This window comes from Lysinibacillus sp. GW823-FHT06C08, from assembly GCF_058795135.1.
This window is the reverse complement of sequence record NZ_JBXAHN010000009.1, coordinates 48,151-65,123: the sequence shown is the minus strand read 5'-3', so window position 1 is coordinate 65,123 and position 16,973 is coordinate 48,151. Positions and strand designations below refer to the sequence as shown.

Here is a 16,973-nt window from a genome sequence, read left to right as displayed (position 1 = left end):
GGAGGGCAATATGACTAATCAAGACAGCCTAGACATCTTCTTTTCAGATCCAATCGAAAGCCTTCCCCACCCCTTTTATCATAAACAAATTGTGTTTACAGGCGCTCTTTCCACGATGACTCGTTCAGAAGCAGCCAAACAAGTAAAGGCTTGTGGTGGATTTTTACAAGGCACCGTCACACAACAAACGGATTTTGTTATCCTTGGAGATAAACGTCGTGGCATCAGTACTAAACAACGCAAAGCTGAGCAACTAATGAACTATGGTGAGGATATTCAAATACTTATAGAGGACGATTTTTTATGGCTTATTTCGATACCAAAGGAAGTTGGAGGATAAGGGTATATACGAGGTTATACGCACTTATAAAAGGCTAAATCCTAATTGATTTAGCCTTTTTAATGTCTACTTATTTACTTTAGGTGCTGGGTAATCAAAGCCCTTCGTATCCACCTCTACTTTTTTCATTTGCTGATCTTCTAATGGTTTATCGGTAGCATCTCGCTCAGCTGCAACTATAGCATCTACCGTTTCCATACCTTCAAGAACTTTCCCAAAAGCAGCGTAGTCTCCATCTAGATTCGTCGATTCTTTGACCATAATGAAAAATTGTGATCCTGCAGAGTTTGGATCTTTCGAGCGTGCCATTGAAATGACACCACGTTCATGTTTCAGGCTATTGTCCCAACCGTTTGAGGAAAACTCGCCGTCAATTGAATAGTCAGGTCCACCTGTCCCATTACCTGAAGGATCTCCACCTTGAATCATAAAATCAGGAATGACACGATGGAATATAAGACCATCATAAAATCCTTCTTTCACTAATGAAATAAAGTTTGCTACAGTATTGGGTGCTACAGTAGGCTCTAATTCAATGACAATTTTTTCATCATTGCTCATCGTAATTGTTACAATCGGATTTTCTTTCACCTTTGATGCGTAATCCACCGTCTCTGTTTTCTTATTGTCCTTAGCTGTACCACAGCCCGCCAATACAAAAATGATTGCTAGCAACGATAACACTACATAAAAACCTTTGTTACGTGTGAACATCTTTTCAACTCCTCTTATTTTCCATCTATTCATTATAAAACTATCCCATGCTTGACCACAATCATTCACCCATCATGTCGAGGTGATTTCTTGTACCCTAAATTAGAATATGTTTTGGATATATAACAATTTAATAATCAGAATATTTCATTATTTAGGAGGTGAGTGCTTGTTTAGAGAGAGGAATTTTTATTGCACTGTAGAATAAAATTAGGAAGCTCTCTTATATTGAATATAATTCCATGTTTGTCATTTTAACTTTAGACCTTTGGAAAAGGGGCTGAAGATTATTTAGATAGTTTGCGGTCAAATAGATCATCATATTTTTTTAATATTCTTCCATTAAAGTTGAGCAAACCCATTTTTGAACTGGCACATAATTTTCCCGTGAAAATGCTACAAATAGCCATACAAGATTGTTGCATTTTTTTTGATGAACATTTACTTTTCATTCCTAGTAAAAACCTAATAGATCATTATCGCCACTGTAGAATGTATTTAATTTTATACAAAGGATTCTAGTCCTATATAAAAAGGGTAATGGCTAAAACCGAGAAATACTCTTAAGAAATTTTAACTAATTTCTACATTTTTTTACCTACCTGATTATTACTACTGTAAAATAAAATAATAAGACATTCGATACGAATAAAGCAAAAATTTAACAATTTTTCTACAGGACAATGACAAAAAATTGGGGGTTCATTTACATGTCTATAGAACAAACGAGATATTCTCGACTGGCCAATATAACGAAAATGATAAACATGAAGCTAGATTTACGTGAAGTATTGGAGCAGGTAACAATTGCAATATCTGAAGAAATCGTTAACTGTGATTCAGTGGGAATTTATTTACCACAAGAAGATGGAACATTCAGAGGATATGTAGGAAAACCAGAAGTGATTAACGGCTGGACATTGAATATGCATGTCATTGAGACTGAAATAGATTTACTTGCGAAGGAAGTGATTGAAACAAAGAAAACAATCTATATTCCTGATACTTCAAGAGACAATCGCCCTGACCCTAGAGCCGTTGAAGGATTTCATATTAAATCTTTATTAGTACTTCCTATCTCGTTTGAACAAGAGTTATTTGGACTTGTTTTTTTATTTGATTATGGAATTCCAATGAACTTAACAGAGGAAGAAATTCAAACGGTTGAGGCCTATGTAAATATGGCTGCGGTGGCCATTCAAAACGCAAACAACTTAACTTATAAAGAGCATCTTATAAATGAAAAGCAGTTACTGCTCGATGTTACACGCGACTTATCCATGTGCTCTTCGCTACAGGAAAGCCTTGATAAATGCTTTTTCTACTTAGAAAAGGTTTTAGATAATAAAAATATAGGTGTTCATTTATTAGATCCTTTAGCAGAAAAAAGTATTAAACCGGCTAAGTTGAGTAAGGATAGCGATTGGACCGAAGAAAATTGGCTTAAAACGCATAACAAAATAAAAATTGATGAGAGCAATGATCCTGTCATGCAAGAGGTTTTTAAAACAAAAAAAGCGATTCTTATTCCAAATGTATTTGAGGATGACAGGCCAAATCATGAAGTTTGTCGTAATTTCGGTATAAATGGTTTAGTTATGTTTCCTTTGATTTCAATGGGTGAAATTTTAGGACAAATTTCGATTGTGAATCTTGAAAATAAACTTTTTTTCTATTCTGAGACTCAATTACAGTTAGCTCAATCCATTGTTGATACTACTGCATCTGCCTTATCCAACCAGTTATATATGGAAAAACAAGAGATTATTATTGAGGAGAGAACATCAGAAGTAAGAGACAAAAATAAAGAGCTTGAACGAGTAGTCGCGGAGTTACAACAGCTTAGCCGTGAAAAAGAGTTAATTCTCAACTCGGCAGGTGAAGGGATTTTTGGATTGGATCTTGACCGTAACATTACATTTTGCAATCCAGCAGGTGCGCTCATGCTGGGGTATGAAACAGATAGAGAATTGATTGGACAATCAGTTGAAATTATTATGAGTGGTTGTGAAGCAGAGGACAACATGACTGTTTCACCCTTTTTAAATGCAAATTTTAACAGCTATGAAGTATTTTTCAGAAAAGATCATTCCAACTTCCCTGTTGAATACGTCACTTCTTTAATAAAAGAAGGGGATAAAGTCGTAGGCGAAGTTATTACATTTAAAGATATAACGCAAAGAAAGCAATTAGAAGAGAAAATTAAATACCACGCCTACTTCGATAGTTTAACGGATTTGCCCAATAGAGTTCTTTTAATAGACAGACTAACGCAAGGACTAAAGTATGCGAAAGTAAATGGTGAAAAATTAGCTGTGCTTTACTTGGATTTAGATCGTTTCAAGTTAGTAAATGATTCGCTAGGTCATAGTTATGGTGATTTATTGCTTCAAAGTGTTGCCAAACGTTTAAGTGCTTGCGTCCCAGAAGATGCAACTGTATCAAGGCAAGGTGGAGACGAGTTTACAATCTATTTACCTAATATTAAGTGTGAGAATGACATTTTAAAAGTTATTAATTGTATCAATGCTTCTTTCTCGCAACCTTTTAATTTAATAGACAATGAAATATATATTAAAACAAGCATTGGTATCAGTTTATTTCCTGAAAACGGTGATACTACAGAAACGTTAATCAAAAATGCCGACACTGCCATGTATAAATCAAAGGAGACGCCCGGCACTAGCTACCATTTCTTTAGTGAAGGAATGGATACAAGAACTTTTGAGAGTATCAAACTTGAAAATGATTTATATAAGGCTTTAGAGCGAGATGAATTGATTATCTTCTATCAGCCACAAATCAATTATAAAACAAATAAAATTAAAGGTGTGGAAGCTTTATTAAGGTGGAATCATCGAGAACATGGCATGATAACGCCCGATAGGTTTATTCCACTTGCTGAAGAAACAGGGTTAATCGTTCCAATCGGTGAGTGGGTTCTTAAGGAAGCATGCAAGCAATTAAAAGAGTGGCATAATCAAGGATATCCTTTAATTAGTATGTCTGTGAATTTATCTGTCCATCAGTTCGAACAGAATAATTTATTTTCTATTATTGAAAATGTCTTATATGAAACAGATTTGTCTCCTGAATATTTACAGCTAGAGCTCACAGAAAATCTAATTGTAAAAAATACAGAGGTAACATTAAAGACAATGACACAATTGAATGGTCTTGGGGTCAATTTAGCTATTGATGATTTCGGTACCGGTTATTCATCTTTAGGCTATTTGAAAAATTTACCGATTTCCACATTAAAAATTGATAAATCCTTTGTACAAGAAATGTTAACGGATGATGCAGCAGCTATTACTAATACAATCATTACCCTAGCTCAAAATTTGAAACTGGAGGTTATTGCTGAAGGGGTCGAAACAAAGGAGCAAGCAGACTATTTATTGGAACAAAATTGTCATTTAATGCAAGGATATTTTTTCAGCAAGCCTATGAAAGCTGGGGAAATTATGAAAAAATATTTCTGTTAGCCTATTAAATAAATATGCAAAGGAGAAATGATGATGAAAGCAGCTCGCACAGTCTTAGAGTATTTAAAAAATAGTGGTGTGCAATATATTTTTGGTATTCCAGCAGGCTCCGTCAATGCATTTTTTGATGAACTCAATGATATGAGTGAATTAACACCTATTGTCACAAAACATGAGGGAGCAGCATCCTATATGGCTGCGGCTTACGCAAAATACACCAACCATCTAAGTGTTTGTATTGGTTGTAGTGGACCTGGTGGAACAAACCTAATAACAGGTGCCGCAAATGCTATGCGGGAGCATTTACCGGTTTTATTTTTAACCGGTGCTGTTCCTGTTAACACGATCGGTTTAAATGCCTCTCAAGAGTTAGATGCTGAACCTATCTTCCGACCAGTTACCAAATATAGCGTAACGGTGAAAGAATCGAAGGATTTACTAACAGAAATAGTAAAAGCATCAGAAATTGCTCTATCTGGCGTGCCAGGTCCTGTACATATCGCTATACCAATAGATGTTCAACATGAAACCGTTCCAAACGTAGAAATACCAGCTCCACCAAAGGGAACAGCTATTGTTCCTGAATTAGATACCATTAAAAGTGTAGCTGAAGAGCTATTAGCAAGAAGAAGTGGCTATATTTTGGTAGGACAAGGGGTAAGAAACTCTGTTGAACAACTATTAGAGTTAGCAGAAATTTTAAATTGGCCAATTATCACAACACCACAAGCTAAAGGGTATATTCCAGAGGATCATCCTCTCCTAGTTGGTGTGTTCGGTTTTGCTGGCCACGAGGCTGCCTCGCAATTAATAGCTGATGGCGATGGACAAGTTTTATTCATTGTCGGTTCAAGTTTAGGTGAGACAGCTACGAATAACTACAACTTAAATCTTACGAAAAATCGTTTTTCAATACAGCTGGACTTTGATCAATCCGTGTTCAACCGTAAATATGAAATCGATCTACCCGTTCTAGGTGACATCCATAGTAGTTTATTATTGCTTATTGAAGAACTAAGAGCTAAAGGTCTAGCAAGAACTTCGTTTGAGGTTACACAAAATAAAGGGATTTATGAAGCAGACACAGGGGAATATAACACGAAAAATGTATTGTTAACTATTCAAAAATATTTACCTGCCTCTACAAGATATGCTATTGATATTGGTGAATTTATGTCCTATGTCATTCATCATATGAAAGTAGTAGATTATGATACATTTAATATAAATGTCCATTTTGGAGCTATGGGAAGTGGAATTGGATCTGCCATTGGTTCAAAGTTAGCTGAACCTGAACGTCCTGTTGCATGTATTACAGGAGATGGTTGCTTTTTCATGCATGGGATGGAGATTTTAACAGCAAAAGAATATAATCTACCCATTTTATTTATTGTCATGAATAATGCTCGTTTAGGGATGGTATACCATGGACATGCTTTACAGTTTAAGCGTACGCATCCATCCTTTGAACAACATCCAATTAATATTAGTGCTATGGCTTCAGCGATGGATATACCAAGCTTCCAAGTAACAGAGTTGCAAGAACTTAACCAAGATATGCTTCATAACTTGATGAATTTAAATGGTCCGGCTGTATTGGAAGTAGTGTTAACCGACAATAATACACCTCCTATGGGAGATCGAGTTAAATTTTTATCCTCTTTTGGAAAGTAAATTTTATCACTAATAATGAAAAGTCATATAGATAGGATGAATAACCCCTCTATATGACCTTTTTAATTTATAAATGTGCAAATGATTGTTGAATAACCCCGAGTATCGCACCTATTGTTTTTCCTTTAAAAGCATCTGAAACAGCTTCACCCGTCGGATTTGAGTAATAATAGCTATCCTTTGTATCATCGAAGTAATATCCGATACTTGCTAGCTCCTGCTGTAAATTAGTTGGTAATTGTTTAAGCCCAGTTTGTTCTAAGAAATAATTTGTAGGATAGACCTTCACGTCTATATCTCCTGCTCCTGTATGTACGACAAATAAATCCTTTTCATGTTGAACAATCCATTGACCCTTTGAATATAAAGATAGCCTTGCTCCCTCTAGTGAGGAAATGGCATCCAAATTAACACCAAACATTTCATTTAGAATACTTCGAGCCCTTGCCCCTGTTATAGTTCCCTCATATTGTTGTAGAAAGGAATCTATGGCCTCTCTTCCTGATAATGAAGACATTCCTTCCATCTCTTTATTGACAATAGGAGCCTCATCCAAGTTAATTTTATAAATTAAATCTACAGTATGCCAAATCTCCGTGCTACTAATCTTTTCTTCATACGTCTCTAAATGCTGATCCATCATTTCTGCCTTCTTCATCTTTCGGCCCTCCCATAAAGCTATTTTATCGCCTCTCATATTGTAATAACCTAAAAATCCACATTTCTAATGTTTTAAATTACGCATGACCTTAATAAACTATAATTTCCTTGTTTAGAGCAGATTGATTTTGTACCGGATTTCCTAAAATATAAAGCTTTTTCAAATTCGGTAGATTCACTAAAGGCTCTATATTTGAAATAGCGTTGTTTTCCAAGTGAAGCACCTCAATTTGTTGCCAATTCTCCAAAAAACTTAACGATTGTAATGAACTATCTTGTAAAGTAAATGAACGTAGAGCTGAAAAACCAGCAAAGAAAGGCATCACCTTATCAACCTCATGCACCCAATCACCATTCCCTACTCGCATCGATACATCATTTAAAGTTAAATGCAACAGCACATTGTTCGTTAAAGGATGTTCATTAATAAATTGAAAATTACATTTAGAACATTTTAATGTTTTTACATGTTTTAGATTGAATAGCTCCCTCGTTCCCTCTTCAAAAACTGTCTCGTCAAAATGTAGTGTTTGCAAATTGGGTAGGTCATTTAAAGAACTAATCTCTGTAAAAATTCCATACTCCTTCGCTGTGAGTTGTTCGAGCTTTGGGTATTTCCGTAATTGTGCACCATTTAATGTCGAATCCGCTCCACTTATGTCCACAATCAAATCTTTTAAACTAGGTGCCTCTAGCTTCGGTATAAAAGAGCCTGTTATTTCCGCCTTTTTCAAATGGGGCGCTACTATCGGTGAAATGTCGCCATAGTAACCTGTTAGCGTTAACTCTGTGAGTGACGTTAGGCTGTTCACAATATCAAGTAATTCCAATTGACCTGGAGAAGATAAGCGTAGCTTTGTTAAAGACGACTTATTTCTTAATTTTTCTAAATTAGCAATGTTCATATTTTCAAGATCAAGTGATTGGAGATTAGGCATGTTTTGTATGAAATCAAGAGCTTTTAAATTTCTTACCGAAGTAAGCTTCAATTCCTGTAATTGATTCAATGAATAAAAAGAGCTAAAATCTGTCGCATCACTATTATCGATTGTTAATGATTCTAAATTTGTTAAAGTAGATAGCCATTTAAAATCATTGGTAAATTTTAAAGACAGTGATTTTAGCGGCAATTTATTTAGAAGCTGAAAATCTGTGACCTCTTCCGTCAAATAAGATATTTCTAGTGATTGGAGATTGGGAAACTCTACTAATAAAGCAAGCTCATTATTACTTCGAATTTGGATAGAGAGTTCTGAAACCGTAGATTTATCGCTAAAGTATTCCGCAATTTTACTAAAAGATTCATTAAAGCTCCCTGTATAGCTTTTCAAGTTTTTCAAATGTCGAAAGCTTACTTTTTCACTTTGCGATATTTCATAATCATTCATCAGCTTCAATACAGTCAATCCAGTAAATGCTTCGAAGTCCTTTTGTTCAATTTTTTGTGTGTTTAATAACTTATCCTTCATAGTATAGGTCACAATTTCTGCTTCCTTATTTGTAAACGGATCATCCAGACTGTAATCAAAATGCCATTGATCCTCAGAAAAATAGGCAGCCAAATAACGGATGCTTGCAATCTCTTCTTCACTTGGCATTACATCTCCCTTTTCAAAAACGTCTTTTAAAAAGAGTAGTAAAACCTCGCTTTCTGGTATTGTTCGTACAGCTATCCCTCCATAATTTCCTTCTTCTTTTTGATGGTTGCTTAACAGCAAATATCCAAAAAATACACATAGAAAGACAATCGGAATAAGAAGTAATACTTTTAAATTCGATTTTGGACGTGTCGCTGTTTGAGGAGCAGTTGTACCATAATAATTATTAATCGTTTGATCTACATAGTAGACTTTATTTTCTTTTAACATTATTTCAGTATCACAAAATGGACATTTGAATGAATGCCCCTCTTTAAATTCAATGTTTCCATTACAATTAGGACATTTCAATGTAACAAATTCCACTGGCAATCCCCCTCCCTGTCTATTTCCAATTAAGCTTAGTGGTCTGAAAAATAAATGTCAATATTTCTAAGAAATACTAATGGTATCCCTCCTTTAGATTAACAATAAAAATGCTGTGAAGACCTATAATCATTCCCCATTAATGTAAAGAGGACCACTTCGAACTTTCTTATAGGTGCCTAAGCCAATTAGTTGTGAAGAAATAAACGAAATATGTTATCTTTTTGCAAGGTAGTATTTTGGAAAGAGAGGATATTCATCAATGAATCAAAATAATTTCTGGCTTGATTTACCACGGCCATTTTTCATTTTAGCACCTATGGAGGATGTGACAGATGTTGTATTTCGTCATGTCATTAGTGAGGCAGGTCGTCCCGACGTATTTTTCACGGAATTCACCAATACGACAAGCTATTGTCATCCAGACGGTATGGATAGCGTGCGTAACCGCTTAGCTTTCACAGAAGATGAACAGCCGATTGTTGCCCATATTTGGGGAGACAACCCTGAACATTTCCGTCAAATGAGTATCGGCATGAAAGAGCTGGGCTTTAAAGGGATCGATATTAATATGGGTTGCCCAGTCGATAATGTAGCTGAACGTGGTAAAGGAGCCGGCTTAATTCTTCATCCTGAACTAGCATCAGAGATTATCCAAGCCGCTAAAGCTGGTGGCTTACCTGTAAGCGTAAAAACAAGACTTGGCTTTACAGATGTAGCTGAGTGGCGTGAGTGGCTCACTCATATTTTAAAACAAAACATCGCTAACCTTTCTATTCATCTACGTACACGAGAAGAAATGAGTAAGGTCCCCGCACATTGGGAATTGATTGCAGATATAAAAAAACTACGGGATGAAATAGCTCCTGATACATTGCTAACGATCAACGGAGATATTCCTGACCGAGTAACAGGTTTAAAATTAGCTGAGCAATACGGTATTGATGGAGTAATGATTGGGAGAGGCGTGTTTTCAAACCCATATGCCTTTGAGCAAGAGCCAAAGGAGCATAGTGCAGAGGAATACCTGAGCTTGCTATCCCTTCACCTTGATCTTCATGATCAATATTCCAAGGAATTTGAAACTCGTCCATTTAAAGCATTACAACGTTTCTTTAAAATATATGTGCGTGGCTTCAAGGGAGCTAGTCAATTACGCATTCAATTAATCAATGCCCATTCAACCGATGAAGTACGTGAACTACTTGCAGCGTTTACTGGGAACCAATTAACAAAGTAAGCTTTCATAATAAAGGAGACTGGCTATTGCAAGCCAATCTCCTTTTAGGTTGCATTGTCATACATTTCGATGCATTCTAGAAGACTACAAATGCTCTTCTAAACTTTCTTTACAGATCATCTCTTTATTGTCAGTATGAATGCTTTTCATTCCCTCAAAAAATGAATACTCGCTCCTTAAATAATTCTCTAACTCTCCTTTATCTTGTGGAAGCTGAGTTAAGTAATATCTTGAGCTATCAATTCTTTTTTGAATTTCTTGTTGATTTTGGGTCGTCATTCCGTGACCGGGTATATGGGTTGTTATGGCATGATTATGTAAAATTTTTTCAGCCTTATTCATCGTATTCACATAATCCTTATAGCTGCTAAAGATGAACGGAAATTCAACATCAGACAAGTAATCGCCCGAAAGGAATAAACCGTATGGCTCTATCACTGTAAATAAACCATCATCTGTATGGCCAGGGGCTTGATAAAAGGTCATCGTAATCGAATCTAACTCTACTGTATATCCATCCTCTGAAACGACAATATCAACTGTAGGATATACAGGGGAATAACTCCTATGTAAATAATATTTCTGATCAAATTGATGAACTTTTTGAATGCTTTCTGCTTTATTCGAATTGTCATCAAATCGTTTAGAGGCAATTACCTTGGCCTCTGGAAACGCTCCTGAACCAATTATATGGTCAAAATCACTATGGGTATAAATAATATAAAGTTGTTTGTCACCCTGAATGTTATTTATAAAATCTTGAATTTCTTGAATTTCGCTAGGCAACCAATTAGGATCTGTCATAATGATTGCTTCATTCGTTTGAATGATTGCCGAGGTAGTCATATATAATGCACTTTGAAAAACTGTAATAGTATGGTTTTGGAATTGAATCATCAGGAATCTTCCCTTTCCTTTTTTAAAGGTAGTTAGTACGGCAGAATTTGAACAAGCTTTCTTCATGTTAAATTTCGACCAAACTTAGTAAATTCCTCCTTTAATAAAAAATGTAAGGAAGCAGGATTGATGTTTAACCATAGTTGATGTAGCTATTAAAATTAGTAGCCTTATCGAAAGTGGAAATCCAATAATTCCATGCAATCTAGAAAGATTTTTCTTGTAAAAATATTTTATGATATGATGTTTAGGTTGTTTATCTACTCTGTGACACATTTATATTCATCTAAGAAAGAGGTATTTATGCACCACACTCAATTATCCAAGCGACATTGGTTACTTATTTTCACACTTACTTCATTAACATTCGTGTTGGGGACAAGTGAGTTTGTCATAGTCGGAATCTTAACTGATATTTCTTCAAGTCTACAAATGACAAATGCAAAAGCAGGCACACTCGTTTCTGCATTTGCCATTACATTTGCCGTTGCTACACCACTCGTGATGTCCGCAACAAGTCACTTTCCAAAGCGTAAATGGATGTTGTTTTTAATAGCAGCTTTCATCGTCTTTAATGCTTTGTGTATCATTTCTACGAACTACATTATGCTGCTGCTACTTCGTATTATGACAGCGGTTGTAACAGGCGTTTTAATTTCTCTAGCCATGATTGTGGCAAGCGAAACCATGCCGAGTAACAAACGTGGACTTGCCATTTCATTCGTTTTCGGCGGTTTCACACTGGCAAATGTCGTGGGAGTACCAATTGGTATTGTCATTTCCAACTCGTATGGATGGAATGCCACTTTCATGTTAACCACTTTACTAGGAGGGGTTGCTTTTTTTGCATCCTTCTTCGTCTTGCCAAAAGGGCTCAGTCAAGTACGTAGCTCCATACGGGATCAGTTTTCTCTCATAATCAAGCCACGTATTTTAATGGCCTTTTTCATTCCTGCTCTAGGATTTGGTGCAACTTACGCGGTCTTTACGTACCTTGTTCCTATTTTGAACGCAATGGGAGCTCCAAATAATTCTATTAGTCTTATCCTTTTTGGATATGGGTTTATTTCGATATTCAGCAATATTCTCGCTGGTAAAATTGCCAATCACAATGCTATCGGTCGCCTTCGCTTTGTTTTTCTCGTGCAGGCAATTGTGCTAATTTGTTTATTTTGGACCACCAATCATTTTATTTTAGGACTAGTCAACATCGGATTAATGTCGTTAATGGCAATCCTGTTAACAACATCTACTCAGCTATATTTAATTGATCTTGCTGAAATTTTCCAACCAAGCGCTAAAGGATTGGCCGCTTCTCTTATGCCAGTTGCGAGTAACGTAGGTATTGCCTTTGGATCTGCATTAGGCGGAATTGTTTATCATCAAGGGAATTTAATGAATGTAACATGGGTAGGTGGGCTCGTTGCAATCTGTGCAAGCCTATTAACATTTTTTAGTCATCACTTAGACCAAAAACAATCTGCATAAAAAATCAAATGACATTCACTGATGAAGTAGTTTACCACATACTTTTAGCTGGCGATTTGTAAAAAAATCGCCAGTTATTTTTATTTTTAAGCTATAAAATAATCCGCCCAATCACTCCTCCTATTGGCCTCCCTCTTTTTCTATAAGCTACTACAGCCATCTATACCTACTTTATCTGTTTGGATAGGATTAATTAAGGAAATTCCGATAGGTATTTCTCATTCGAAAGTTCCCCTTTTTTATTCCATTACTAGGAAGATAGATTTAATCTATATTTCATAAAATGATACTAATTATCAATATTTCAGAATATTTAAATATTCCGATTCTCGAATTAGTTCAATTGTGATAAATTGGAAATATCACACTAAACTGAAAAGTGTGACAATTAAAGGTAGGGGAGGAAATGAGATTTGAAAAATTTTAAGTTTATGAAGTTTTTAAGTAGTATTCTAGTTTTCGTTATGGTGCTCTCTTTATTGGTTCCATTGTCGAGTGCTAGTGCTGAAGAATCGAAACCATTCAAGCAGGATAGTCAAAGTGAAAGTATTATCCAACTAAAGGCGGCTATTGCTGAACAGCTAAGCTTGTCTAAAGATGGTCCAACTCTCCACGAAAGCTTGCAAAATGTATCAGGCAATCAACAGGTTGCAGTCATTGTTCATTTATCTGAAAAGCCTGTTGCACTAGAGCAAGGTATAAGCGAAATCAAAGGCCAAAAATTCTCTAATGCCCAAGCAAAAGTAGTTCGCTCCAATGTAAAAGTACAGCAAGCACAAGTTAAAAAAGAGTTAGCTACTAAAAAGGTTCAAATGACTCAAGGATATACATTTGATACTGTTTTAAACGGTTTTGCGGCAACTGTGAAAGCAAACGATCTCCCGAAACTGCTTACAGTAGAAGGAATTACATTAATAGAACCTGATGTCATTGTTCACGCATCAGAAGATGATTCGACGAAATCATCAGAACTTATAAAGGAAGATCAATTAGAAGCTCAAATGAATACAAGTAATTCTTTTCTTGGCATCGAAGAGCTTTGGAAGGAAGGGCTTGAAGGACAAGGAATAAAAGTAGCTGTATTAGATACGGGTATTGATACAGATCACCCTGAATTCGCTGGAATTTATAAAGGCGGAAAGAACTTTATTCCAAACTCTTCGACTTACACGAAGCCTCGGGCTGATAATGATGCCTCGGAAACATCGCCTTCAGAGCGTCCAGCTGGGACACCTGAATTTAATGAAAAAGGAAGCGCGTTCTATACATCTCACGGTACACATGTTGCTGGAACAATTGCGGCAATCGGCGCTAACGAATACGGCATTAAAGGGATCGCTCCAAAAGTAGACCTTTATGCTTACCGTGTTCTTGGGGCATATGGAAGTGGTGCTACCTCAGGTATTGTTAAAGCAATTGAAACAGCTGTCATTGAAAAAATGGACATTATCAACCTTTCACTTGGCGGGGGAGCTAACACTGAAACGGATGCTGGTTCATTTGCTATAAATAATGCGATGATAGCTGGAACAATCGGAGTAGTTGCAACAGGGAACTCTGGTCCGAATCGCGGAACAATGGGGACGCCTGCAACCGCTCGTCTAGGAATTGCTGTTGGTAACACAACAAATCCTGAAATCATGTACAACGGGGAAGTGAAAGTGACAATTGGCAACTACAATTTAACTAAACAGCTTCCATTAATGGGAACTACTTTCGGAAAAAATGTAGCTACACAGCTTCAAGGAGAATTTGATGTAGTTGCTGTTCCAGGAAATGGAGAAGTAAAAGACTTTGAAGGAATTGATGTAGACGGTAAAGTGGCATTGATTTCTCGTGGCAGTATCGCCTTCGTTGATAAAATTGCGAATGCAAAGGCAAATGGAGCTGTCGCAACCATTATTCATAACTTTGCAGGTGGATCAAATGCACCGGACATTTCAGGCACATTCCTTGGTGATGCATTCGAATATCTACCAACATTTGATATGTCTCAAACGGATGGCAATGCCATGCGCGCTGCATTAGCAGGCGGAAAAGGCAAAATAAGCTTCAGTAAATTTGCTTCCACAAAGACACTGGGGGATGATGTAAACTCTTCAAGTTCACGTGGACCATCTACTCCAAACTTTGATATTAAACCAGATGTAAGTGCACCTGGAACAAATATTATGTCAACAATTCCAATGTATAAAAAAGATTTCCCTGATGCGGATTATGCAGAAGCTTATGGCCGTAAAACAGGAACTTCTATGGCAACACCGCATATTGCAGGTATAGTGGCATTAGTTAAACAAGCCAATCCTAATTGGAATGCGTTTGATGTAAAAGTGGCGCTTTCTAATACGGCACAGGTATTAGATAAAACAACATACGATGTGTTTTCTCAAGGTGCGGGGCGTGTAAATCCGTATGCTGCAGCGCACCCAGAGATTCTTGCTTATGCACTTGATACCGCAATTTTAGATGGAACAGGTGCCATTACTGAAAACTTGAAAGGTACAGTTACTTTCGGTCCACAATCACTGAAGGACCAGGATATTTCTGTAACGAAACAAGTTCTAGTAAAAGACATGAAAGGAAACGGTGGTAATTATAGCGTTTCAGTTGATGTGACCAAAACATTTGGTGATGCAACGGTTACAGTCGATCAGCCGACATTTAATTTAAACGGTGAGCAAGTGTTAAATATTACATTAACTGCTTCACAGGCTACAGCACCAAACGGCTCTGAAATACTAGGCTATATTTATATCAATGGAGGAGATACAGAAATTTCATTACCATTCGCAGCTGACCTTGGCGGCGAGGCAGTAACGGAAATTAAAGATTACAAGATTACAGAAACAGACCTATCCTTTAACGGAGATGGCGTGAAAGATTCAGCAGTCCTTTCATTCACATTAACTGGAGATGTAACAACTAACTATATCGAGCTATGGGATATTATGAATCCTGAAGGTGGCGAATACGGAGACGGTTACATTGGTTATCTCCATGCAGGTACTGCGCTAGGAAAAGGCTCTTACACACTGAATATTGGTGGGCAGTACAAACCATGGGGAACAGAACCTGCCACAACGATTCCAGATGGTCTCTATACAATTGACTTTACAGGTCTTGCAGCATCAGGTGCAATTTCCGACTATGTTGGACCAATTATTGTGAAAACGACTAAACCAGAAATTTCGGGTTCAGTAGCTGATGGCGTCGCTACAGGACAAGTAACAGATAAATATATCGACTACAATGAAGAATTAGCTTTATATGATTTACATTACAATTTAAATGATAAATTAAAAGCTTCCTATATATCGACGGTAAATGGCCAAGTAAAAGCACCTGTTGCTTTTGAATTAAATCAAGATGGTAGCTTCAAATTCCCAGTAACAGCGGAAACTAATGCTGTATCTGTAGTCATTACGGATGCTGCCGGGAATGTTGGGGAAGCAAAAATATATGAAAAAGAAATAGTTGAACCAGTAGTAACACTTTCTGTAAATCCAACTGAGCTAGACCTTACAGCTGGGGAAACTGCACAGCTTAAGGTAACGGAAACATCAACACCTGCAGAAGGTGATGCAACAGAGGAAGACGTAACATCAAAAGCTACGTATGCTGTTGGAGATGAAAATGTTGCAACAGTAGTAAATGGATTAGTCACTGCAGTAGGTGAAGGTACGACTACCATTACTAGTTCATACGGTAAAAATACTGTTTCGGTAAATGTTACAGTTAAAGCACCTGTTGTAGAACCAAAAGTAACACTAGAAATTGACCAAGCACAGGTTGAAACAAGAATCGGTAAAGAAGTTACCGTGAAGATTACTGAAGTAACTACTGTTAATGGTCAAACAACAGAAAAAGATGTTACCAAGCTTGCAACCTATGAAGTAGCAAATACTAAAATAGCTACTGTCAATGCAGGCGTTGTAAAAGGAAAAGGTCAAGGTACTACGACGATTACGGTAACGTATGGTAACCACACACTAACATTTGATGTGTTAGTTGAAAAGCCAGGTAATGACAATGGCAGTGGTAACGGCAATGGCAATGGCAATGGTAACGGCAATGGTAATGGTAACGGTAATGGCAATGGCAATGGCAATGGCAATGGCAATGGCAATGGCAATGGCAATGGCAATGGTAATGGTAACGGCAACGGTAACGGTAACGGCAATGGCAATGGCAATGGCAATGGCAATGGCAATGGCAATGGTAACGGCAACGGTAACGGTAACGGCAATGGCAATGGTAATGGTAACGGCAATGGCAATGGCAATGGTAATGGTAATGGTAATGGTAATGGTAATGGTAACGGTAATGGTAACGGCAATGGCAATGGCAATGGCAATGGCAATGGTAATGGTAATGGTAATGGTAATGGTAATGGTAACGGCAATGGTAATGGTAATGGTAATGGTAATGGTAATGGTAATGGTAATGGTAATGGTAATGGTAATGGTAATGGTAATGGTAATGGTAATGGTAATGGTAATGGTAATGGT

10 protein-coding genes are annotated in these 16,973 nt (G+C 36.9%); 6 read left to right on the top strand and 4 right to left on the bottom strand.

Annotated elements, in window-relative coordinates; translation table 11 throughout:
* Window positions 1-10: 10 nt before the first annotated feature.
* The gene (locus AC1Q6O_RS18610; RefSeq protein ID WP_171365846.1) at window positions 11-340 is read left to right on the top strand and encodes a BRCT domain-containing protein; all 330 of its coding nucleotides are present in this window, start codon (window positions 11-13) and stop codon (window positions 338-340) included.
* A gap of 66 nt (window positions 341-406) precedes the next feature.
* On the opposite strand, the gene AC1Q6O_RS18605 is transcribed toward AC1Q6O_RS18610, so the two are convergent.
* Window positions 407-1,054, bottom strand: a complete 648-nt coding sequence (locus AC1Q6O_RS18605) for a peptidylprolyl isomerase (protein WP_090002662.1) — start codon at window positions 1,052-1,054, stop codon at window positions 407-409.
* A gap of 710 nt (window positions 1,055-1,764) precedes the next feature.
* On the opposite strand from AC1Q6O_RS18605, the gene AC1Q6O_RS18600 reads away from it, so the two are divergent.
* Together AC1Q6O_RS18600 and AC1Q6O_RS18595 are read left to right on the top strand one after the other, a co-directional pair.
* Complete coding sequence (locus tag AC1Q6O_RS18600) at window positions 1,765-4,542, top strand: bifunctional diguanylate cyclase/phosphodiesterase (protein ID WP_089986438.1); 2,778 nt, start codon at window positions 1,765-1,767, stop codon at window positions 4,540-4,542.
* A gap of 33 nt (window positions 4,543-4,575) precedes the next feature.
* Entirely contained in the window at window positions 4,576-6,216 is a 1,641-nt protein-coding gene (locus tag AC1Q6O_RS18595; RefSeq protein ID WP_174804745.1) for a thiamine pyrophosphate-binding protein, read from the top strand.
* Between the two features lie 67 nt (window positions 6,217-6,283).
* Here AC1Q6O_RS18595 and AC1Q6O_RS18590 read toward each other — a convergent pair whose 3' ends face one another.
* Complete coding sequence (locus tag AC1Q6O_RS18590) at window positions 6,284-6,874, bottom strand: hypothetical protein (protein ID WP_043990412.1); 591 nt, start codon at window positions 6,872-6,874, stop codon at window positions 6,284-6,286.
* Window positions 6,875-6,965: 91 nt separating this feature from the next.
* Window positions 6,966-8,840 (bottom strand): leucine-rich repeat domain-containing protein, encoded by a 1,875-nt coding sequence (locus AC1Q6O_RS18585; protein WP_427071386.1) that lies wholly within the window; start codon window positions 8,838-8,840, stop codon window positions 6,966-6,968.
* A gap of 262 nt (window positions 8,841-9,102) precedes the next feature.
* Here AC1Q6O_RS18585 and AC1Q6O_RS18580 point away from each other — a divergent pair, with 262 nt between their 5' ends.
* On the top strand, window positions 9,103-10,080 hold the full coding sequence (locus AC1Q6O_RS18580; RefSeq protein ID WP_427071387.1) for a tRNA dihydrouridine synthase: 978 nt from the start codon (window positions 9,103-9,105) through the stop codon (window positions 10,078-10,080).
* 84 nt (window positions 10,081-10,164) lie between these two features.
* Here AC1Q6O_RS18580 and AC1Q6O_RS18575 read toward each other — a convergent pair whose 3' ends face one another.
* Entirely contained in the window at window positions 10,165-10,977 is an 813-nt protein-coding gene (locus AC1Q6O_RS18575; protein ID WP_090002678.1) for an MBL fold metallo-hydrolase, read from the bottom strand.
* Between the two features lie 303 nt (window positions 10,978-11,280).
* On the opposite strand from AC1Q6O_RS18575, the gene AC1Q6O_RS18570 reads away from it, so the two are divergent.
* Window positions 11,281-12,465: an MFS transporter gene (locus AC1Q6O_RS18570; protein WP_089986443.1), complete on the top strand. Its 1,185-nt coding sequence runs from the start codon at window positions 11,281-11,283 to the stop codon at window positions 12,463-12,465.
* 413 nt (window positions 12,466-12,878) lie between these two features.
* Window positions 12,879-16,973: S8 family serine peptidase (locus AC1Q6O_RS18565; protein ID WP_492401945.1), on the top strand; the 4,095-nt coding region annotated here is incomplete at its 3' end.